A 23,990-nucleotide genomic window follows, 5' to 3' on the forward strand; every position below is an offset into this window, starting at 1 on the left:
TAAAAGATTATAACTCACGTTTAATAAAATGAAATATGTTTATGTATTATTTTAACTTATTTTTTATATCCTATTTATATGATATAAATCAACTATTGATAAATAATTACTATTTTAATTATAACTTTTATTAATTTTAATATGTAAAGAAATATTTAATAACACTTATAATAATACTTATTCAAAGTATATACATTTTATTGTTTGCAATAAATTTACTGTACCAAACAATCAATACAACATAAATTTATTTGCATTTATTGAATATATATTTTTATAACAAATATTTTTATTTTGTACTTTTGATACTATAACTAAAATTAAAAACAAAAAATATGATTCTTCTAGCAGATTCAGGTGCAACAAAGGCCGATTGGATTGCCATTGATACTAAGGGTAATCGCATATTCTCTACACAAACTAAAGGTTTAAGTCCCGAAGCCATAAATAAAGAGGAAATGATTAAAAGATTAGATGAACGATTTGACATTTATCAAAATAAACCAGCAGTAAAGAAAATATTTTTCTATGGAGCAGGTTGCGGAACTGATAATATGAAAGATATCGTTAAAAATGCTTTAACAGAATCTTTCCCCAATGCTGAAGAAATTGTTGTAGAAGAAGACACCTATGGAGCTGTCTATGCAACTACGCCTCCGGGAACTCAAGCTATTGTATGCATATTAGGTACCGGATCCAATTGTAGTTATTACGACGGAGAACTTTTACATCAAAAAGTATTATCATTAGGATATTTTTTAATGGATGATTGCAGCGGAAATAAATTAGGTGCTGATTTGATACGAGCTTATAATTTTAAAACACTCCCTCATGAGTTATCAGTAAAATTATCTCAAGAGTATAATATGGACATAGATTTTATAAAAGATAACTTGTATAAAAAACCTAATCCCAATGCATATCTTGCCACATTTGCAAAATTTATTATTCAAAACAAAGATCATGAATTTATCCGACAAATAATCGATAAACAAATACAGACTTTTATTGATTTTTATATAAAGCAGTATGATAATTGTACTGAAATTCCCATCAATTTTAATGGATCTATTGGTTTTTATTTAAAAGATGAATTAGAAAGAAAATTGTCTGAAAATGGAATGAAAATGGGTGTAGCTATTAGAAGACCTATTGATGGATTGATTGATTACATTTGTACTCATAGGCTGACTTAAAATTTATGAATTTTAGTAAAAATTTTTAAACAGGAAATGTTCTTCATGTCATTTCCTGTTTTTTTTTAATAAGACTTTTAAATTAATTTTATTTTTGTTTAGTATTAAACTTCAAAAATGTCTAAAACAATTATAATTACAGGAACCTCTTCAGGAGTAGGATTAGCATTGGGAAATTATTTATATGAAAAGGGATATAATGTTTACGGATTGAGCCGTTCTGTACCCACAAATGCAAATTTTTCAACAATTCCTACAGATATTACCCATGAAAAGGAAGTAGATGATGCTATTGACCAAATTCTAGCTAAAAATTCTAAAATAGATCTTTTAATTAATAATGCAGGAAGAGGTATGGTCGGGCCGGTTGAAAATGCTACAAAAAATGAAATTTTAAATTTATTTACATTAAATATTGCAGCCCCAACCTATCTTATTTCAAAGGTCTTACCAATTATGCGTAAGGTTAATAAAGGTAAAATTTTTAATATATCCTCTATAGGTAGTGAAATCGGTTTACCTTTCAGAGGTTTTTATTCCGGTTCTAAATCTGCCTTGGATATGATAACAGAATCCCTACGTTATGAGTTAAAAAATACAGATATAGAGGTATGCACCATTAATTTAGGAGATATACGTACCGATATAGCTGATCATAGAATTAAAAGTTCAATTTCAAATGTTTATATCAAAGATTTTGAAAAAGTTTATACTCATATGAATAATGACGTAAATAATGGTTTAGCTCCTGATATTATTGCTCCCTTTATTGAAAAATTGTTTACCCAGGAAAAAAAATTAAAACCCCATTATTATTTTGGAACTGCAATTCAAAAACTATCCCGCTGGGTTAAACTCATGATACCACAAACGTGGTTTGAAAAAATTATAGCTAAATATTCCGGTTTATAATAACAAAAAACCTCTTTAAAAAAAGAGGCTTTTTTGTGTACTCAATTTATAGTTATTTTGTTGAAGCGCGAAGCATCCATGCCATTGATTCATGTTGTTCCATAACTCCTGTTAAAAAATCACTTGTTCCATCATCATTATTTTTATCAGCAGTAGGTATAAATTCTGATCGAATTAAGCGTATAATCGTCTCATGATCCTGACACAATTCCATCAGTATTGTTTTTTCATCTTCCACTTCTTCCCCATCATGTTCAAGTAAGTCTACAACTGCACTAAATTGTTTGAATGAACCTAATGCATAATGACCTAATTTTCTGATTCTTTCTGCTACTTCATCAATTATCTCTGCTATTTCTTTATATTGATCTTCCAATAATAAATGTATAGATCTGAAATGAGGGCCTTCCACATTCCAATGAAATTTTCTAGTTTTAGTATAAAGAAAATATTCATTAGCTAGCAACCTATTTAGTCCATCCGAAACTAATTGCTTATTATCTTCACTAAGTCCTATGTTGGCTTCTATATGACTGACTTTTTCTGACACAGGTTTTTTGGTTTTTGTTTTCAAAATAAATTTATGTTTATGTTTATAATATACTTTGAAGAATTACTGTAATCTTTTTAATCTATATAATAATTGTTGTATAGCTTCTTGGTAATCGTCAAATATGGACAATGCATAATCATCAACAAATAATTCTCTACCATCTTGAAGTAATAGATAAAAATTCTCACAATTTTTAATAATATCTTTAGGGGTAGGAGTTTCTTTTATAGTGATTTCAATATCTCCAAATTGGGCATAAGCTGTTTCAACCAATCGGTCAATAATATCTAAAACTGAATCTATTGCCTGATCTAAGGCTATATGTGCAGCATAACTTCCTTTACCGGTTACCTGCCAATGGTACAATTTTAAACTACTGTTATATGAAAAAATTTCTCCAAAAAATTTACCTAATTTTTTGTTTTTTGAAGAGTCGTTGTAAGTGCTTTTCACTACATTTTGTTCTTTAATCATAATTTTAAATTTTTAGTCTTCTATTTATTACTATTAAATTTTTGGTTCGTAAACTATAAAATACAAATATCAGACCTAAAGTATTTAACTCTATACTATTTTAATCAACCTGTATTATACTTGTTATTAAATTAAAGGAATTACTTGGTAATCTACTTAATTTATAAATAAAAAAGATCGCCCAACATTAGACGATCTCCTAGTTAAATGCTTATATATGTTTTTATCTCATTTTTTTGTACGCATTTATTAATCCATTAGTTGATGAATCATGAGTTGTAATTTTTTGATCTCCTGATAATTCAGGCAGAACTTTGTTTGCCAATTGCTTACCTAATTCCACCCCCCATTGGTCGAAACTAAATATATTCCATATTACTCCTTGCACAAATATTTTTTGTTCGTAAATAGCAATTAATTTCCCCAATAATTTGGGTGTTAAAATTTTGTACAAAAATGAATTGGTTGGACGGTTTCCTTCAAATATTTTATAAGGTTTTAGTTTATTTATTTCTTCATCACTTTTTCCTTGTTCTTTTAATTCTTTAATAACTGTATCTTCTGTTTTACCGAAAGCTAAAGCTTCTGTTTGTGCAAAAAAGTTGGAAATTAGCTTTTCATGGTGATCCGAAACTTGGTTCAATGTTCGGGCACCTGCAAAAAAATCACAAGGGATAAGCTTAGTGCCTTGATGTATCAATTGATAAAAGGCATGCTGTCCATTAGTACCCGGTTCTCCGAAGATTATTGGGCCTGTCTGATAATCTATTTTATCACCGTTTCTATCTATATATTTACCGTTAGACTCCATATCTCCTTGTTGAAAATAAGCTGCAAACCTATGTAAATACTGTTCATAGGGAAGTAAAGCAACATCTTCAGCTCCGAAAAAATTATTATACCATATACCCAATAAGGCTAAAATTACAGGTATATTTTGATCAAATTTTGTATTTCTGAAGTGTAAATCAACTTCATTCCCTCCCTCTAATAATTCGGTAAAATTATCGTAACCGACAGCTAAGCAAATGCTAAGTCCAATTGCTGACCAAATAGAGTATCTTCCCCCTACCCAATCCCAAAATTCAAACATATTATCTTTATTGATTCCGAATTGGGTCACTGCTTCTTGATTGGTTGATAATGCAACAAAATGTTTTGCTACTTCGGACTCTAATTTAGCTGATTTCAAAAACCAATCTTTTGCCGTTTGCGCATTGGTCATGGTTTCTTGGGTTGTAAATGTTTTTGACGCAACAATAAACATAGTTGTTTCGGGATTTAACGGTTTCAGGGTTTCAACTATATGAGTTCCGTCAATATTGGATACAAAATGTAAATTTAATCTGGTTTTATAATATTTTAATCCTTCTACTACCATTAAAGGACCCAGGTCAGAACCGCCGATTCCTATATTAACCACATCTGTAATTGCTTTTCCTGTATACCCTTTCCATTCTCCAGAAATTACAGACTCTGAAAATTTCTGCATTTGTGACAAGACTCTATTTACTTTAGGCATTACATCTTCTCCGTTAATCAAGACCGGTGTATTTTTACGGTTTCTTAACGCTGTATGTAAAACCGCCCTATTTTCTGTCTCATTTATTTTATCTCCACTAAATTGCTTTTCAATAGCTTCTTTTACATGGGTTTCTTCTGCAAGCTGAATTAATAATTTCAAAGCTTTTTCATCTATTCTGTTCTTAGAATAGTCAAATAAAAGATCATTAAATTGAATTGAAAATTTTTCAAATCTTTGTGGATCTTCATTAAACCACTGACGAAGGTGTTTATCTTTTATTTGGTCGTAATGTTCTTTTAATAAATGCCATGCTTGAGTTTCGGTAGGATTAATTTTAGATAATGCCATAATAGATTTATTTAATATTAAATAGTAACAAATTTACTTATTTATCACATGTTTTCAACAAAAAAACCTCTGAAAAAATCAGAGGTTTTTTTATATTAATTTTTTGAATTTACTATTTAAAAACTAAATTTTTTGGTCACTCCTACGTGAATAGATTTTCCAAAAGTTAGATCAAAATCTTTGCTTTTGTTATTATTTGTGTAATCTAAAGCCACGTTTTCTTTAGTATCATTCCACTCAACTCCTCCAAAAGACACATTTAAACCAAAGTTGTTTTTAAAGTTAATAAATAGAGCTGGCGCAAAATCAATATAGTATCCATATCCCCTAACTCTATTTGCCACTATCATGTCTGCCTCGTTGTAAATTGAATTACCAGGAGTTTTTCTACTATCTGAACGATATTGTTGATATCCTGCACCTAGATCTGCATACATACCAAAGGTTTCATTAAAAGGTTTATAATAACGAATAAAACCACCAACTTTAGTCTCATACGATTTATCTTGTATGCTTGAAGCTGAAATAGTAGCATTTGAATAAGTGTGTTTATCAAAAGATAAGCTGGTTTTAGCTCCCACAAACCAATTTTCAGCTACTTCGTAAGCTATTACCGGTGTGAATGTAACATTATTGGTTTTTTCATCATTATAACCATTTACTCTTTTAAGGCTGAAGTCTGTACCCAAAAGGATAGAATTCTTTTGAGCTTGTGTTGACAACACACTAAAAAGAGTAAGGGTTGCTATTATAATTTTTTTCATGCTTTTTCTTTTTAATTAGTTAGATAACTTTCGTTTAAAAATTTTACTCTATAACTTTTGAATTATAGTGAAAAGTTTTTAGAAATACCAATGTTGAACGCATTTCCAAAAGTTACATCAACCCCATTTGATTTGTTTTTACTACCTTTTTCTTTTAAGTGGTTATATTCAACTCCACCAATGCTAAAATTCAATCCAAAATTATTTTTGAAATTAATAAATAAAGCAGGGTTAAATCCGATGTAAAATCCATCTGCTTTATTTTCATATTTGGCTGATTTATCATATCCTTTAGTTTTTTCCTCTTTCCAACCTGCACCTAAGTCAGCATATACTGCAAAGGTTTCACTTAATGGTTGTGAATAACGTATAAAACCTCCTATTTTTGAAGTCTTTGTGTCTCCATCAATTAATCCGGAATTTTGAAGAGCTTTACTATCTAAATCAGCTTTTGTAAAAGCAACTTTTGCACCAATGGTTAAGTTATCGGTAAATTGATATCCTAAATATGGAGCCCATTCGTAAGTGTCCAATTTTTGTTTTCCTGAATTTCCTCCAAATTTGTTTTCGGTATGGTTGTAACCTACATTACCCCCTAATAAAATACTGTTTTTTTGTGCATTCATAGTTGATAATCCAAAAACTACTGCTGCAAACAACACTAACTTTTTCATAATTTTCTTTTTTGTAAAATAATTTAATTCAAAATTTATTTAATTTTTATTCTTCTACTCAAAACGTAGTAGAATCTAAATTTATCTAATTTCGCGTTTAAAAATATACTAAATACCGTGCCAAAATTAACATTTTATTAAAAAAAACATTTTATATTTTATTTATTTATATTACATCAATATACAACTAAACTAATTTTGCATCATTTTTTCGTCTTATTTTTTATATACGAGATTTAAATTTAGCATGCAAATATAAATAAATACTAATTTATATAGTAATTTGATCTTTAATTTATTTTTTTTACTATACTTATCGGTAATTATCATTTAAACAAATCTTAATTCATTTACTAAAAATCTTATTAAAATAAAAAATAAATTAATTATTTAAGCAAAAACTCAAGCCTTTTTATGCGATTGTATATTAAATTGAATATATAAAATTTTTTTAAAAATTTTATGTACAGCACATGAAAAATTGAAAATAGATTATATTAGGTTAATTTAAATTTTAATTTTTCTATTAAAAAAGTTTACCAAATAGTTGTCTATCATAGTACTCTCATTATATATTTTTATTGAGATAACAATAACTCCAAGTGTTGTTTTTTTTGCTGTGATTTAATAATCTCTTCTTTATGAGTGGTTTCTTTAAACCCTACTTGCCCATTCATAAGTATAGGCAATAGCCAATCGCGAAGGGAGGCGAGTTTTTGGTTTTCATTAATTATAAAAGCTTTTTTTTCTTCAATTATTTTAATTTTATAAGCAAATTTTTTTTGAATGTCTATATTTGGAAATAACAAAGGATAATATTCTATCCCTTTTAAATCTAAATGCAATACATTTGTTCCTGAAGCATACCATTTTATAAAATTGTGATAATAATCAGTCATTAGTGACATGTATAGATAGTTTTGCTTTAATTTATCAGTAATTATTTCCATTTTTGCCAAATCCATTGAAAATACATATTCTTCGTATTCTTTTGGTACAGATATAGGAGAGCCAATTATATCAGCATTTCTTGTTAAATCAGTACAGGCAATCAACATATCTCCAAATGAGACTTTTTTATTGATATTTTTACCGGAATAAAATTTTAATTTAGATCGATATTTTCTATCAACTGTAATTGAAGATAAATTAATCATAGGAATGCCATCATTATTTTCAATTTCTTTACTAGTATATGATATTCCCCTTTCAAACTTTACATTTCCTTTTAATTGTTTCACTTCCCATCCTTCAGGAATCTCTCGTTTTAATTCTTCACTATACACCATTTTTCCGCCTGACGATTTATAAGGATTGCCATTTTCATCAGGAAAATCGAATTGCACAAACCAATAATCGTAAAGCGTTTTTGCCATCGCTTCTAATTCAGCATTGATGCGGTTGTTGAGCTCGATTTTATCGTCTAAAGCAGAAAGAACAGAGGCTATGCGTTGCTGGGTTTTGATATTTGGCAATTTAACTTTAATATCATAATAAGTAGCTTGAGTCATGCTTGGCAAGGCAGATCCAGAATCTAAATGAGATAAGTTGAGCAAACCTAAATATCTGTATAAATAGTACGGGCATGCTTTGTTATTAGTTGTTGCATAATACATTGTATCAATAACCCATATTTTCTGATTGCTGTACATAATGTTATTTAAAGTCCCTTTTCGAGGTAAAAGAATCGCTTCCCGATCATAAAGAGCTTCATTTACATAACATATTATACCTCCACTTCCGTATACAGGAATAATTCCATCGGACAAATGTGCATAAGGTCTTCCATTATGGATGTGGATTAAATCTTTTAACTTATATTCATTCATACCTCAACCCTCTCAATTGTTTTTTAATTTCTTCTTCCAAACGGTGTGATTCGGCAAAAAGCGAATCAAGTGTATCCGTATAGCTTTTCATCTTTTCGGCAAACTCTCCTGCCGTAATATCCACATATTTTATTTTTACTTCGAAATATTGCCCTGCACTGAATGAGTAATTTTTTGTTATAATCTCATCCGCTGTAACTACAACCGAAAAGTCTTCTTCTGCACGTTTTTCATTCATTACATCAATAATTCGTTGCTCCTCATTAGGCATAAGTACAGTGCGTTGATTTTTACCCTCCTTTAAAGTTTTACCCAGTTTTGATGCGTCTACTAATACTATTTTATTAGGATCGGCTTGTTTATCTAAAAACAAGACACTGACATTCGTCCCCGTACTGGCAAATATATTGCTCGGCATGCTTACTACTCCGCGCAACATTTTACGACCAATCATCGCTTCACGTATTTTCTTCTCAATACCGCTTTGTGCGGTAATAAACCCGGTGGGTACTACAACGGCTGCTTTTCCTGTTTCATTCAGGCTATGCATGATATGCTGAATAAACATCAGGTAAATTGCCATCGACTCTTTCTTGGCTTTGGGAACTTTGGGAATTCCGGCAAAGAATCGTTCTCTAAAACTATCTTTTTCCAATTCGTCCCGAAAATCGGAAAAATCGAGTTTGAAAGGAGGATTGGAAACAATATAATCAAATTTTTTATTAAGATAAAACGGTTGGGTAATAGTATTGGTTTTTATTACATTAGGTATGCTGTGTGTAAGATTGTTCAATATTAAATTTAACCGTAACATCGTACTCGATTTTTGTGATATATCTTCCGAATAAATGGTGCAGTTGTTTTCGCCTATTTTATGGGCAAGGCTCATTAACAAAGCTCCTGATCCCACGCTAGGATCATAGCATCGTATTTGTTTAACATCCCCGGCTACTAAAATATTAGCAATAATTCGTGCTACCGCATTAGGTGTATAATATTCAGCATATTTTCCGCCCGAGTCAGAATTATAATCCCTAATCAGGTATTCAAAAATGTCTTTGAAGAAATCGTACTTTTCCTGAAAGTAGTCTTCGAAACTCTCATCAAAGCTGAATTCGAACAGCTTATTAATTATTGCTCGACAAAATGCATCGCGTTGTGAAGGGTCCGTAATAAATTGACTTAATTCATCAAATAATTTATCTTTAGCTCCTGAAGAGGATTTTATAGAAAAAACATCAGCATTTTCTACACTGATTTGACGTAAGGTATCGTCAAAGGTTTTTCCGAAATTGTCTTTATTCTGCCTATTATATAGATAGGAAATCAATTGATGGGGTTTTAGTCGTACTACGCTAGGATCTAATCCAGCCAATAAAAAATTATACTCTTCCTCTTCCATTGCTGCCAATGATTGAACTAAATTTTCAACTTCAGCCAGTTTGGGTTTTTGTTTCTTTAGTTCGAAACGAAATTTATCATTGAGATATTTGTAGAGGAAGACCTGCGTAATGATTTTAAATTCATTCCCATCGTTTCCCAAACCAAAGTTAGCACAAACATTTTTTAAGCTGTCAATCAACTGTTTAGTTTTTGTTGAAAAACTTACATCTTGTGTCATACTTATCTAAAATCTATCATTATACTGTTTCATATATTCTCTTACGATCAGTTGCTTGATTTTTTCGGTAGTATCAAAGTCTATCAAAAAGTTTTCTTTATTTTTAAATTCTTTTACCACCAATTGCATAATATATTTAACAAAATATGGCTCGTTATTTACAATATCTTTTTGCTCTTCAATCCTGTTATCGACTTCGTTTTTTATCTGCATGAGTGCTCGGTGTAACTGCATTTCTTTGACATTTAATGTATCTTTTTCTACCAAACGTTTATGTATACGGGTATATTTCTCATCATTTTCATACTTGGCTTTCAGCAGTTCATTTTTACGATTTAATTCTTTTGCTTTTTCATATATCTGACGAAACAAATGCATATTCTCTACCATTTCAGTTTGCGTTGTTTCCGAAAGGTTTTTCTTCTTGAAAATACGCTTCAATTCTTCGCTCAAGCTCACAAAATTAGGGTCTGACGGATCAAAGTTATGTTGTAAGGATTCGCGAGTTTTACGAATCAATTCATTATATTCATCAGCCAATTTCAGTTCTTCTTCTCCTTTTTTGAAAAACTGGAAAACAATAGTTTCTAAAGCAGTGCTTAACAGCTTTAGTGGGACTTCCCCATTGCTCATATTTTCCATAAGATTGAGATTATCTAACCGACCCTGTACTTCAATTAACAAACGATTCAACAGTTCAAAGTCGGTTATAGCCTTTAACTTTTCATAACGGTTAAGGGCTATGATATTCTTCAATTCTTTGGCAGTTCGCAACGCTTTTATCAAACGCAGCAACTCTACTTTGTCTGTGATTTGAGCAATTTGTTGCGAAAAAACTTCACAATTAGTGGTATCGTAATTAAAAAGTGTTTCGTTGATTTCCTGTAATTCTTGTTTTATTTCTTTTTCTGATTTAAATAAGTGGGTATAAAATTGAACGTCATCTCCCAACTCATTTTGCAGCTCATCAAAATACATACGATTAGTACGATCGAATGCTTGGGAGATATCTGCAAAATCTACCACATATCCATATTCATATTTTTTATACGGACGATTAACTCGGGTTAGTGTCTGCAATAAATTATGATCCTGAATCACTCTTGCCAGATAAAGTTTTTTTAACCGTTTCGCATCAAAACCGGTAAGCAACATATTGTACACAAACAATAAGTCAATTTTACCTGCTTTGTAGGCTTTAATGAGTTTTTCTCGAATAGTTTTATCATTTTCATCATGAAGAATAAGAGCAGCTGTAAGTTTTTTCTTTTTTCTATTGCCATAAGGTACAGAAGGTTCTGCTGCTTCGGACAACTTTTCTATGTTAATTTCTTGTATACCATATTTTTCCTCAAACAGTTGAAAGAGCATTTTGGCTTGTTTGGAAGAGTCGCAAACGACCATACCTCCCAGAGTATCATCTTGCCAAACTTCGCGAAAGTCATCCAGGTCTTTCGTTATGTAATCCAATAATCCTTGAGAAAAACGTCTATCAGCATAAACATCAGAAGCTTTTATTTCTCCCTGTAATACCTTGATCCGTTGCATTACTTCTTTCATTTCCATTTTAAAGCTGCCTTCAATTTCTTCTCGAATTAATCGAAGTGTATATCCGTCAGCAATGGATTGATTGTAATAGTATTTATGAATATAGCCTCCAAACAATAATTTTGAATCGTACTCTTTTGCTACTTCTCTCAACAGAGGGGTTCCTGTTAGGGCAATAATAATTGCATTTTTATCGGAATTTATCAGACTTGCGAGATAATTACCTTTGGGATGGTAGCTCCGGTGTGCTTCGTCGATAAAATAAATACGTTGTGTATTTATATCATAATCAGTCATTTTAATCACAACCGAATCTTCGCTGAACTTTTGGATATTTACCACGGTTATTTCAGCTTTTCCACTATCGTTATGAATAGCTCCAACCACTTTTATGTCTTGAATAAATTCTTGTTTAGAATTTACGAGATTCACTCTCAATCCTCTGTTGGAAAATTCAGTTGATGCCTGTATGAGCAAATCCAACCGATCTACAATGAAATAGAATTTTGGAATTATATTTTGTCTTTGGTAGTAATCGGTTAGGTGTTTTATATTGTAATAAGTCAACGCGGTTTTTCCTGAACCTTGTGTATGCCAAATAATCCCTTTATTCCAGCCTTTCTCGAGTTTGGAGATGATCGCTATAGTTGCAAAAAGCTGTGGATAACGCATAATCTGTTTCTGCAATCCGCTGTTTTCTTCTACATAAGCAATAGCATAACGCAAAAGAAAGGCAAAACGCTCTTTACTAAATAATGAAGTCAGTATTCGGTGAGTTGGCGTAGTAGGTTCTTTATTCGTCTTAAATTCAGGACTATATTTAATTTCCAATAAGTCATTGTCTATCAATACTGTATTTTCTTCCTGTTCAGTAATGGGACGTAAAGGTTGCTTGACCGGATATTCTTCGTCTTCTCTAAAATAATTGAATGATAGATCCGTATAGGATGAAGTAGCATAATAGGCTCCCAAGATTGGTTCAAGAATTTCATCTTCATATTCCATGTTATTGGAAAAGACCATCAATTGCGTGATATTAACAAAACGTCGGAAATGTTTGTTTTTGAAACGATCATTTATACGATTTCGTTCCGCAATAATTCCCTCTTTGTTATGTGGCTTTTTAACTTCAATTAAAGCAAGTGGCATTCCATTTATGAGCAATGTTATATCCGGACGAAATTCGTCATCGCCATTTTTATACGTCAATTCTGTAGTTACGTGAAAACTGTTATTATCGAAGTCTATAAAATCAATCAATTTTATACCTGAAGTAGCAGTCAGGTGTTGATAAAATGTCTTTCCCAGATCCTCATTATTCAATTCTAAGCTTATTTCGTCCAACGTACGATATAAATCTTCTTTGGTCACATAAGGATTAATCCGTTGTAAGCTTTCTATAAAAATATCTCCAAATATATTCGTATCCTCTCTATGATTGTGTTGTTTTAAGGGAATATATGTATACCCTAATTGTAACAGATGCAATAAGGCTGGAATTTTAACTCGTGAATTTTCATTAAAAACCATATTCTACCTCTTTGTTTCGAATCAACAAGTTCTTTACATCGATATAGTAATTTCTAAATAAGATCAAATAACCTCTAAGCTAGTTTATTCTGGCATACAAGTCTAGCCTAAAATAAAACAAAATTTTTAAGACTAATAATTCATTCAAGTTAGTGTAAAATATTTTTTCAAACAATTTATCTTATTCTGTATATAGTAATAAAATAAATTGTATATATCTTATTTAAAAAATATGGCAAATATATCGAATATCTTAATATAAAATAAATATTTTTTTAAGCTTACTTTTTTCTTTTCATTTTAATTGTTAATACTTAGATGTTTGTATGCTTTTCATTCTCTTCACATCCATAACTTCTTTTTTTAAGCTGTAATTTAAGGGAAAGTAATTTTGAAAAGTCATAATGAATGGGTACGTAATTATAAATATTTTTTAAAAGCGCTAACAGATGGGTGTTATCATTCGATTATCGATGTATGTTTTGTTTAATGAAATGAATAGAACGGTAAATAATTATTCTTTCACTCCATGTTTTCAAGTGGACGTTAAAAATGGATTGGTGATAAAATTAATATAAAGACCCCATAACAATTTTGTTTCTTGTATATTATATATAGACCTAATTATTTAAGATTTTCGTTTTTTTATTTTTAAGAACAATTTTTTTATGACTGGTGTATATCTATAAAAAAACCTCAGATTTCGGCTCTGAGGTTTTTTATTTATATTAAATATTACTCTTACTATTACTTCACTTCTTCAAAATCTACGTCTTCTACATTATCTCCACCTTGATTAGATCCTGCGGAAGATCCTTCTCCTCCGGCTTGAGCACCAGGGTTTGCTCCTTCTGCAGTTTGACCGGATTTATATAAATCTTCTGAAGCGGAAGCCCATACTGCGTTTATTTTTTCCATAGCGGCATCAATAGCAGAAATATCTTTGCTTTCATGTGCTTTTTTCAAATCTGCCAACGCATCTTCTATCGATTGTTTTTTTTCTGCAGGTAATTTTTCTCCAAATTCTTTTAATTGTTTTTCGGTTTGGAAAATCATTGCATCAGCTGAATTTAATTTTTCAACTTCTTCTTTCCTCTTTCTATCTGCTTCGGCATTTGCTTCAGCTTCTTTCTTCATTTTTTCAATTTCTGCTTCACTTAATCCGGAAGATGCTTGTATTTTTATGGATTGTTCTTTACCAGTTCCTTTATCTTTAGCAGATACACTTAAAATACCGTTAGCATCAATATCAAAAGTTACTTCAATTTGTGGAACACCTCTTGGTGCAGGTGGTATATCCACTAAATCGAACTTTCCGATTTCTTTATTATCATTGAACATAGGTCTTTCTCCTTGTCCTACTCTAATAGTAACTGCCGGTTGATTATCTGCTGCAGTGGAGAAAGTTTCAGATTTTTTAGTTGGTATGGTAGTATTAGCGTCAATTAATTTGGTAAATACTCCTCCGTATGTTTCTATACCTAATGAAAGCGGTGTAACATCTAGCAATAAAACATCTTTTACATCTCCTGTTAATACTCCTCCTTGAATGGCTGCTCCGATTGCAACTACTTCATCAGGATTCACTCCTTTGGAGGGTTTTTTACCGAAGAATTTTTCTACTTCTTCTTGAATCACAGGTATACGTGTAGATCCACCAACTAATAATACTTCATCTATATCTGAAGTTTTTAACCCTGCATCTTCCAATGCTTTTTTACAAGGTTCCATAGATCTTTTAACCAAATCTGCTGCTAATTGTTCAAATTTTGCTCTGGTTAGAGTTTTCACTAAGTGTTTGGGACCAGAAGCTGTAGCGGTTATATAAGGTAAGTTGATTTCTGTTTGAGTAGAAGATGATAATTCTACTTTGGCTTTTTCAGCTGCTTCTTTCAATCTTTGTAATGCTATTGGATCCGCTTTTAAATCAAGACCTTCTGCTGATTTGAATTCCTCAGCTAACCAGTTAATTATTACATCATCAAAATCATCTCCTCCTAAATGAGTATCACCGTTGGTTGACAATACTTCAAATACTCCGTCTCCTAAGTCAAGGATAGAAATATCAAAGGTACCCCCCCCTAAATCATATACAGCCACTTTTTGATCTTTATGAGCTTTGTCTAAACCGTAAGCTAAAGCAGCTGCAGTAGGCTCATTTATAATTCTTTCAACTTTTAATCCTGCAATTTCACCTGCTTCTTTAGTTGCCTGTCTTTGTGCATCATTAAAATATGCTGGAACTGTAATTACAGCTCTATCAACTGTTTCTCCTAAAAAATCTTCAGCAGTCTTCTTCATTTTTTGGAGGATCATTGCTGATATTTCTTGAGGAGTATATAATCTTCCGTTAATATCTACTCTTGGAGTGTCGGAATCACCTTTTACAACTTTGTAAGGAACTCTGAAAATTTCACTTGTATCTGAGGAAAATCTAGTACCCATAAATCTTTTTATGGAATACACTGTATTATGTGGATTGGTTACTGCTTGTCTTTTAGCCGGATCCCCCACTTTAATCTCTCCATCTTCCATAAAAGCAACTACTGAGGGAGTTGTTCTCTTTCCTTCAGCATTTGTAATAACAGTAGGATCACTACCTTCCATTACAGCTACACAAGAATTCGTTGTTCCTAAATCAATTCCTATAATTTTACTCATGTTTATATTTTTTCTTTAATTACTTATTTTTATTAATTATACTAAACTTAATTATATAATTGCTTATTTAATTTCAATGATTATGCCATGAAGCATTATACCATAATTTGTCATAATTATTGTTTAGTTAACTGACATATTGTCTAATTATTTTTACATAATCCGTAATTTTTTAACTTTAGTAAATCAAAAACAAGGAGTTAAATTGCTGTAAATAAACTACTTAATTAATAGTAATAGTAATATTAAAAAGTTTTTTTATCTTTTGGATAAATCTATTACTGCATTTAATAAAACATTTGCGCCCGCGCTCATCCACTCCGGTTTAATTTCTTCTTCTTCATTGTGGCTTACACCTTTAACGCAAGGTATAAATATCATGGATGTTGGGGCTATTTTAGAAATATTACAGGAGTCATGTCCGGCACCTGAAACCATAGTTCTATGTGGATAGTTAAGTTTTTGGCTTACTTGACGAACTACTTCTATACATGTATCATCAAAATGTAAGGGAGACAAGGAAAGTATAGGGGTTATGTTGAATTTTAAATTTAATTTTTCAGCAATTTGTTTTATCTTTTTAGATAATTGTTGATCCATCCTGTCTAATCCTTCTTGAGAAGGATGCCTAAATTCAACCGAAAACAGGGCTTTATCGGAAATTACATTTCTGGAATTAGGGGTATTCTTTACCATTCCTACAGTGGCTCTGCCATCAGGATATTCATTTTTACCGATTGTATTGATTTCGATTACTGCCTCGGCTAAACCTATTAGTGCGTCTTGGCGTACATCCATAGGAGTAGTTCCGGCATGTAATGCCATACCTATAAATTCTACATCGTACCATTTTTGCCCTAATGCACCGGTTACTATACCGATTAATTCATTATTATTTTCTAAAATCGGACCTTGTTCAATATGCAGCTCCAGCGAAGCATGAATTCTATAGGATAAAAAATTATCCTTTCCTGCATATCCGATTCTTTTTAATTCCTCTCCTATAGTCTTACCGGAAATATCTGTACATGCCCATCCTTCTTGTAAAGAAGTTAATCCTGAAAAAACGGCTGAACCTATCATTGCGGGCGCAAAACGTGAGCCTTCTTCATTAGTCCAACTAACTATATCTATGGGACGATCCGTTTTTATTTTATGATCATTTAGTGAATAAACTGCTTCTAACGCTGCCAATACTCCATATATCCCATCGTATTTACCCCCTAATGGCTGACTATCTATATGAGAGCCTATAAGTATAGGATTAAGACTATCATCCTCGCCCGAACGTCTTGCAAAAATATTCCCCATCGCATCTATTTTAATTGAACATCCGGCTTTTTTCGCCAACACTACAAACCAATCACGAGCTTGCTTATCTAAATCTGTAAGCGTCAAGCGATTTACCCCTCCTTTTGGCGTTCCTCCTATTTTAGCAAAATCAGTTAACCAAGATTGTAATCTTTCCGAATTTATATATAATTTATCATTCATTGGAGTTTTCTGTTTTTCTTTTTTCTAATTTATAGTGAAAATCACAAAACCCGTCTCCATTCATTATGGTATGTGGGCGGGTTAACTTCACATCCGGAGCATAGCCTTCGATAAATTTAGCATCTCTGTTGCATGATAGCAAAAATCCTATTTCTCCCAATCCCATTTCATGATACATTTCTGCATATCGGCATCTTTTCACATTATACTCGTATTGAACCTGATTATTAAGTATTACTTCTGTTTCTAATGCATCATCTTTTTCCCACAAATATTGGAGAGCTACAAAGCTTTGTACAGAGGTGGGGCCATCTTCTTTTTGGGCAAACTCCTTCCCTGCCTGAATGGCGGCATTTGCAACGGCTTCTTCTATAATGGTTTTTGCCTGTTCTGTTCCATATTCTCTTTTTAAAATATCATATATAGGTTTAATTATTTCTGCTTCTATTTTCCTTCTTTGTAAAATACCTATTTCTTCGTTTTGATTTTTCATATTGGTACGTGTTTACTTATGTTTTTTATATATTATATTCAACGAGAGCTACATTTCCGATAAATTTTAATAATCTCTCATCCTGGGTTTTCTTCATTTGTTGTGGATCTTCATTGTATATAATTTGTCCGGACTCCATAAAAACAATCCTATCTGAAACTTCAAATGCAAATTTCATTTCGTGAGTAACAATTATCATAGTCATTCCTTCATTGGATAATTCTTTGATAACTTTTAAAACCTCTTGTACTAATTCCGGATCTAAGGCCGAAGTGGGTTCATCAAACAACATAATGCTGGGTTGTATAGCCAACGCCCTTGCTATAGCGACACGCTGCTGTTGTCCTCCTGAAAGTTGATGGGGATATTTATTGGCATGGATCAGCATTCCGACTTTTTCCAGCATCGCTAATGCATGTATTCGTATTAACTCTTGATCTTTATTTTTTTTATGATATAAAGGTGCTAACATAACATTTTCTAAAACTGTTTTGTGAGGAAATAGGTTATAAGATTGAAAAACCATTCCTATCTTCAGCACTTGCAATTTTTTATTTGATTTTTTTATTTTGTTGTTATTTTTAAACATAAATGGTAAACCACCCATTTCTATATCTCCTGTGTCAATCGATTCTAATCCATTTATTGATCTTAATAAAGTACTTTTACCTGATCCTGATGGACCTATTATACTTATTACTTTTCCCCATGGAACGCTTAGAGATATATCATTTAATACTAAAGTATTTCCAAATACTTTTTTTACATTTTTTAATTCTAAAGCGATTTTACCTTCATTCTTGTTTTTTATGTTTGAATATTCTTTTAATTTTTCATAATCTACTTGTATAGTTTCATCGGTATCCGTGTTTTTTTTATGAACATCAAATTTTTCTTCAAACCGGTTGATTATCCATGTAATTATGGTAACAATCAAAATATAATAGATAGCTACTGCTAATAGGGTTTCCATTACTAAAAAGTTACGAGTATACAATTGCTGCCCAACTAATAATATTTCTGTTAAAGAAATTACCGATACAAGTGACGTTAACTTAATTATAGTTACATATTGGTTAGCTAATGCCGGTAAGGCTATCTTAAATGTTTGAGGGGCAATAATTATTCTCATAACACCCCAATAGGATAATCCAAGCACTTTTCCTGCCTCATACTGACCTTTTGGTATTGCTTGTAACGCACCTCTGTGTATTTCTGCCATATATGCTGTCTCACTTAGGACTAATGCTAGTAAACCTGAAATAAAGGGATTCGATAGAAGTACTGAGCTTTTGGGCCATAATTGAGGTAGATTATATACAAATATTAATAATACTAATAAAGGTAGACTCCTGAAAAACCAAATATAACTTTTGGAAATAGTTCTTAGAAAAGAAAAAGTGCATTGTCCCAGTAATGCCACAAAAAAACCTGACACTACCCCAATACACCAAGTTAAAGAACTTAATTCTATAACAATTACACAGGCTTTCCAAAAATCTGTATTAAATAGTTGATCTTTAAAATAATTCCAATTAAAACTTCCGTTCTTTATGGGTGTTAATTTAGCTTCTCCTTCCCATTGATATTTATTCAATAGTTCTTGACTTGGATAAGCCAAATTATATTTATCCAACAATTGCTGATATTCGCCTGAGTTTCTTAATTCTTGTATTACTTTTGCTATTTGATTTTTTAATGTACTATTTTCTTTTTTAAAGGCTAAACCTATTAAGACGGGATCAATCATTTCTTGGGTAGAAATCTCTAATTTATCACCCAATTTATCTACTAACATTTTAGCTACAGCAGCATCTTCATATTGAACATCAACTCCTTTGGATAAAAGCGCTTGTGTGGCTTCAGGAGCACTGGGATATTCTTTAATTTCGATAGTTTGTTTATTCTTTTTAAAACAAAAATTCTTAGTAACTTCATTTAATTTAGGAATCCATGCAGCACCTTTCATGGATGAAATTTTCTTTCCGCAAAGGTCTTGTAAAGATAACGGACGATAAGATTCTTCTTTTCTTACCACCAATACCCCCCCGGTTTGAAGATATGGTAAAAATAATACTTGTTGTGCTCTTTGGGGATTTACATACAAAGCAGAAGCTATTACGTCATAATGATCTGCATTTAAGCCAATAATTATATTTTCTATTCTGGTATCTTTAAATACTACCTTGAGGTTTAATTTCTCACCTACAAGTCTCATTAAGTCAGGATCAAAACCCCTAGGAGTTCCTTGTAAATAAGCATAGGGCGCATAAGTAAGGTCAATACCTACAGCTAATTCTCCTTTTTTTAAAGTTTGTGCATAATAATAAGTTGTATTGCAAATTAGGAAAAATAGTACACATACATATTTAAAAAATACAGTAGGCAATAGAAAATCTATTTTAAATAAATTGTTATTCACAAGCTTTTATTATTTTAATTAGTATAAAAACCACCTAGTTTAATCCCTATAAAACTGATGGGTAAACTTACTTATTATTTAATACATAATAAAGTTATTTTTTATCTTTTTATAAAAATATATTGAAATGAACTTTTTACTTTATATACAACTTTTTTACTGTGATATTTATAATTTATGAAATAAGTATTTAAAAATAGAAATGAACTTATAAGAATTTAAAATTAAATTTATTCTATATATACTGGGAAAAATTATATTTATAAAATATAAAAATAATTATTATTTCCTATATTTGATAAATTTATAAAAAAACATGATTATGAAAAAATTTACCTATTTATTATTATTATTATGCTCTACAGCATATTTGGTTTCCTGTAATGAGGATTCATTAAACTCTGATATTTCTTCAGAAAAGAATATTACACAAAATGAGCATTTTTGTTTGGATGCTTATTTACCGGATGAAATTATTCAAAAGCAAGATTCTACCCATGATGTATCTGTTAATGGAGTAAGTAGTAAATACAAAAAATGGAACGTCGGACAAACTATTAAAATTAAATTTTTAAACGGAAATTCTTTTTTACAGGATAAAGTGAAACAATTTGCCAGTGAATGGTTAAAATATGCTAATTTAAATTTTGAATATGTTGCTTCTAATCAAGATGCTGATATTAAAATTAATTTTGATAATAGTGGAGGATCTTGGTCGTATGTTGGAACTGATTCTAAATATATTGCCCAAAATACTCCGTCAATGAATTTTGGATGGTTTACCAATTATACCTCCGATACAGAATTTTCAAGAACCATAATTCACGAATTTGGTCATGCACTGGGATTACATCATGAACATCAGAGCCCTACTGCAAATATACAATGGAATAAAGAGAAAGTATATGAATATTACGGGGGAGCACCTAATTATTGGAGCAAAGAAACTGTCAATCATAGCATTTTTGAAAAATATAGCTCCACTACTACTAATTATTCTTCATTTGACAGTCAATCAATCATGCTTTATTCTTTTCCTGCATCTTTAACTCTTGATGGGTGGTCTAGCGGATGGAACGTGGTTCTATCTCCAATGGACAAAAGATTTATATCTGAACAATATCCGGGTAAAGTTAGTTATGTAGAAACTAAAAATTTTTATAGATATTATATAAATGGACAACATTTTTATACTTCTAATTATAACGAATTAGGCAATAGATTTTATGAAGGAATATTAGGAAAGATTTTCGCCAATCAAACTGACGAAGCCTATCCTATTTTTAGATATTATAATTATAAAAATGGAGATCGTTTATCTACATTAAATTGGAATGAATTAAAAAATGGTGGACAAGGAGGATGGATTTACGAAGGAATATCTGGTTATGCATATAAAACTCAGAAACCTAACACAATTCCTGTATACCGTTTTTTTAAAGCCCTTAATAAACCAGATCATTTTTTTACAACAAATTATAGTGAAATTAAATTTCCTCTCGACAATTTATATACATACAAATATGAAGGCATAGCCTTTTATATTTTAAAATAATTCCACATCATTCAAGCTATTAATTATAAAGAGAGTTATCAAATATAACTCTCTTTTTTTTTGCATTTTAATAATAATATTATCTTCTTAAAATTCGTTGGTAAAATGAAGTTTTATGGATGGAAATTTTTCAAGTGTCATACTTATGCTAAATGCAGAATCGGCTAAAAACACTAACTGTCCAAACTTATCTTTAGCTAGAAACTTTTGCTTAACTCGTTTAAATTCTAAAAATTCTGTTGATTTTTCATCATCCGTTTCAACCCAGCATGCTTTATGAATATGCACGGGTTCGTAACTACATTTAGCTGAATATTCATGTTCCAGTCGATATTGTATTACTTCAAATTGAAGCGCACCAACTGTTCCTATTATTTTCCTGTTATTCATCTCTAATGTAAATAATTGTGCTACTCCTTCATCCATTAATTGGTCTATACCTTTTGCCAATTGCTTGGTTTTCATAGGATCTTCATTATTTATATAACGGAAATGCTCCGGCGAAAACGATGGAATACCCTTGAAATTCAACTTTTCTCCTTCAGTTAATGTATCTCCAATTCTAAAATTACCAGTATCATGTAAACCAACAATATCTCCGGGATAGCTCTCTTCTACTACTTCTTTTTTATCTGCAAAAAAGGCTGCGGGACTGCTAAATTTCATCATTTTATTCTGACGAACATGTAAGTAATTAGTGTTACGTTTAAAAATTCCTGATACAATTTTTACGAAAGCCAACCTATCTCGATGTTTAGGATCCATATTGGCATGAATTTTAAATACAAATCCCGTAAAATTAGTTTCTTCCGGTCTTACCAACCGAATATCACTCATTTTTGGAAGCGGATTAGGAGCAATTTCAACGAATGCATCCAACAATTCTTGAACTCCAAAATTATTCAATGCTGATCCGAAAAAAACAGGCTGTAAAGTTCCGTTTAAGTATTCTTCTTTAGAAAATTTTGGGTAAACCGAATGAATCAATTCTTGTTCATTTCTAAGATTTTCTGCCGCCTGATCTCCAATAAAATCATTAATCAAGTTGTCATTAATATCTTTAATCTCAATGCTATCTCCTATTTTTTGTTTTTTTTCTTCTGTAAAGAATTTTAAATTATTTTCCCACATATTGAAGATACCTTGAAAATCCAATCCCATTCCAATAGGCCAAGATAAGGGAGTAACTCTTAAATGTAGCTTTTGCTCAACTTCATCCAATAAATCAAAGGCATCTTTACCTTCTCGATCCAATTTATTTATAAAAACCAACATAGGAATATTCCTCATTCTACAAACTTGTACTAATTTTTCTGTTTGCTCTTCCACTCCTTTGGCTACATCTATAACTACAATAACAGAATCTACAGCAGTCAACGTTCTATAGGTATCTTCGGCAAAATCTTTATGTCCGGGAGTATCTAATATATTTATTTTTTTTCCTTTATATTCAAAAGCCAATACCGAAGTTGCAACAGAAATACCTCTTTGTCTTTCGATCTCCATAAAATCTGAAGCAGCTCCTTTTTTGATTTTATTGCTTTTTACAGCCCCGGCTTCTTGGATGGCTCCACCAAATAATAATAATTTTTCAGTTAAGGTTGTCTTTCCGGCATCCGGATGGGATATAATTCCAAAGGTTTTCCTTCTTTTAATTTCTTTTTCTAGAGTTGTTCCCATATGTTATAAAATGTTTGCAAATATAGAATTTTTAAAATTTTTATTTTTAGTGTAACTATTCAGTTTTTTATGGAATTTAAATTACAAATAGGTATAAAAATTATTACAATAAATGAAGTAAATTTAATTTCAGTTTTATTAATATCGGAAAAAATAACTATTTATCTAATTTTACTCCTCAACTTACTCTCAAATCTCCTGTTTTTTTATTTAAACAAAGCAAATTAACTATTTAATTTAATAATACTCTTCTAAATTCTCATCTTAAGAATAAAATGAAATGTAATTATTTAATTTCAATTTAATATGGAATAATATTCACTGATCTATTTAAATGAATTATTTTTGTAGTTCTTTATCAGGCAAATTTATGACGATTAATTTAAAACATGCAGTAATTTCAAAATTAACTTTACAATTTTCCGGTAATAAACTACGAGAAGAAAAAAATATCTATGCCGGGGATTTATTCCATCTAAACGAGAAAGAAGAAGAAGAAATGCAACCCTATTTCCTTTCTCCCTTTAAAAAAAATCTGGAATATTTCCAATTCACACATTATACGAAAGACATAAATTTTAATATTTTATATTCTTTATGTAAAGATATTTTTGAAGATACCATCGATTTTGTTAGTTTTTCAGATAAAGTGTTGGATCATCTTTTTGAAAGATCCAATCATCCACAAATTAAAAATGGCGAAATTTTTAT

Annotated in this window: 17 protein-coding genes; 4 read left to right on the top strand and 13 right to left on the bottom strand. The window is 30.8% G+C overall.

Features of this window, described 5'->3' with window-relative positions:
- The first annotated feature begins 335 nt into the window (after positions 1-335).
- Complete coding sequence (locus ASC36_RS02455; protein ID WP_055424896.1) at positions 336-1,196, top strand: hypothetical protein; 861 nt, start codon at positions 336-338, stop codon at positions 1,194-1,196.
- A gap of 117 nt (positions 1,197-1,313) precedes the next feature.
- Positions 1,314-2,108 (top strand): SDR family NAD(P)-dependent oxidoreductase, encoded by a 795-nt coding sequence (locus tag ASC36_RS02460; RefSeq protein WP_055424897.1) that lies wholly within the window; start codon positions 1,314-1,316, stop codon positions 2,106-2,108.
- A gap of 52 nt (positions 2,109-2,160) precedes the next feature.
- Here ASC36_RS02460 and ASC36_RS02465 read toward each other — a convergent pair whose 3' ends face one another.
- The 12 genes from ASC36_RS02465 to ASC36_RS11245 form a co-directional block, all read right to left on the bottom strand.
- Complete coding sequence (locus ASC36_RS02465) at positions 2,161-2,682, bottom strand: Dps family protein (RefSeq protein WP_245630722.1); 522 nt, start codon at positions 2,680-2,682, stop codon at positions 2,161-2,163.
- Positions 2,683-2,721: 39 nt separating this feature from the next.
- Positions 2,722-3,135, bottom strand: coding sequence for a hypothetical protein (locus ASC36_RS02470; RefSeq protein ID WP_055424898.1), 414 nt, complete (start codon positions 3,133-3,135; stop codon positions 2,722-2,724).
- A gap of 223 nt (positions 3,136-3,358) precedes the next feature.
- Positions 3,359-5,008 (bottom strand): glucose-6-phosphate isomerase, encoded by a 1,650-nt coding sequence (gene pgi, locus ASC36_RS02475; protein ID WP_055424899.1) that lies wholly within the window; start codon positions 5,006-5,008, stop codon positions 3,359-3,361.
- A gap of 116 nt (positions 5,009-5,124) precedes the next feature.
- Positions 5,125-5,772 carry a hypothetical protein gene (locus ASC36_RS02480; RefSeq protein ID WP_055424900.1) on the bottom strand — a complete coding sequence of 216 codons (648 nt, stop codon included), beginning with the start codon at positions 5,770-5,772 and terminating at the stop codon, positions 5,125-5,127.
- A 62-nt stretch (positions 5,773-5,834) separates the two neighbouring features.
- Positions 5,835-6,446 carry an outer membrane beta-barrel protein gene (locus ASC36_RS02485; RefSeq protein ID WP_055424901.1) on the bottom strand — a complete coding sequence of 204 codons (612 nt, stop codon included), beginning with the start codon at positions 6,444-6,446 and terminating at the stop codon, positions 5,835-5,837.
- Between the two features lie 578 nt (positions 6,447-7,024).
- The gene (locus ASC36_RS02490) at positions 7,025-8,275 is read right to left on the bottom strand and encodes a restriction endonuclease subunit S (RefSeq protein ID WP_073961190.1); all 1,251 of its coding nucleotides are present in this window, start codon (positions 8,273-8,275) and stop codon (positions 7,025-7,027) included.
- Positions 8,268-9,896: an HsdM family class I SAM-dependent methyltransferase gene (locus tag ASC36_RS02495; RefSeq protein WP_055424902.1), complete on the bottom strand. Its 1,629-nt coding sequence runs from the start codon at positions 9,894-9,896 to the stop codon at positions 8,268-8,270. Before ASC36_RS02495 ends, ASC36_RS02490 begins: the two co-directional genes overlap by 8 nt.
- Positions 9,897-9,902: 6 nt before the next feature.
- A complete protein-coding gene (locus ASC36_RS02500; RefSeq protein WP_055424903.1) occupies positions 9,903-12,974 on the bottom strand; it encodes a type I restriction endonuclease in 3,072 nt (1,023 codons plus the stop codon).
- 747 nt (positions 12,975-13,721) lie between these two features.
- Complete coding sequence (gene dnaK / locus ASC36_RS02505) at positions 13,722-15,635, bottom strand: molecular chaperone DnaK (RefSeq protein WP_055424904.1); 1,914 nt, start codon at positions 15,633-15,635, stop codon at positions 13,722-13,724.
- Between the two features lie 258 nt (positions 15,636-15,893).
- Positions 15,894-17,129: a Zn-dependent hydrolase gene (locus ASC36_RS02510; RefSeq protein WP_055424905.1), complete on the bottom strand. Its 1,236-nt coding sequence runs from the start codon at positions 17,127-17,129 to the stop codon at positions 15,894-15,896.
- Positions 17,122-17,622, bottom strand: a complete 501-nt coding sequence (locus ASC36_RS02515; protein ID WP_055424906.1) for an L-2-amino-thiazoline-4-carboxylic acid hydrolase — start codon at positions 17,620-17,622, stop codon at positions 17,122-17,124. The genes ASC36_RS02510 and ASC36_RS02515 overlap by 8 nt, the downstream gene beginning before the upstream one ends.
- 25 nt (positions 17,623-17,647) lie before the next feature.
- Positions 17,648-20,044 carry an ABC transporter permease subunit gene (locus ASC36_RS11245; RefSeq protein ID WP_082435380.1) on the bottom strand — a complete coding sequence of 799 codons (2,397 nt, stop codon included), beginning with the start codon at positions 20,042-20,044 and terminating at the stop codon, positions 17,648-17,650.
- A gap of 322 nt (positions 20,045-20,366) precedes the next feature.
- Between ASC36_RS11245 and ASC36_RS02525 the strand changes: the two genes are divergently transcribed.
- Complete coding sequence (locus ASC36_RS02525) at positions 20,367-21,599, top strand: matrixin family metalloprotease (RefSeq protein WP_055424907.1); 1,233 nt, start codon at positions 20,367-20,369, stop codon at positions 21,597-21,599.
- A gap of 87 nt (positions 21,600-21,686) precedes the next feature.
- On the opposite strand, the gene ASC36_RS02530 is transcribed toward ASC36_RS02525, so the two are convergent.
- Entirely contained in the window at positions 21,687-23,279 is a 1,593-nt protein-coding gene (locus ASC36_RS02530) for a peptide chain release factor 3 (protein ID WP_055424908.1), read from the bottom strand.
- Positions 23,280-23,649: 370 nt separating this feature from the next.
- On the opposite strand from ASC36_RS02530, the gene ASC36_RS02535 reads away from it, so the two are divergent.
- Positions 23,650-23,990, top strand: a 341-nt coding sequence (locus tag ASC36_RS02535; RefSeq protein WP_167336865.1) for a nucleoid-associated protein, incomplete at its 3' end; no start/stop codon positions are given.

It is taken from the genome of Apibacter mensalis, assembly GCF_001418685.1.
GTDB classification, from domain to species: Bacteria; Bacteroidota; Bacteroidia; order Flavobacteriales; family Weeksellaceae; genus Apibacter; species Apibacter mensalis.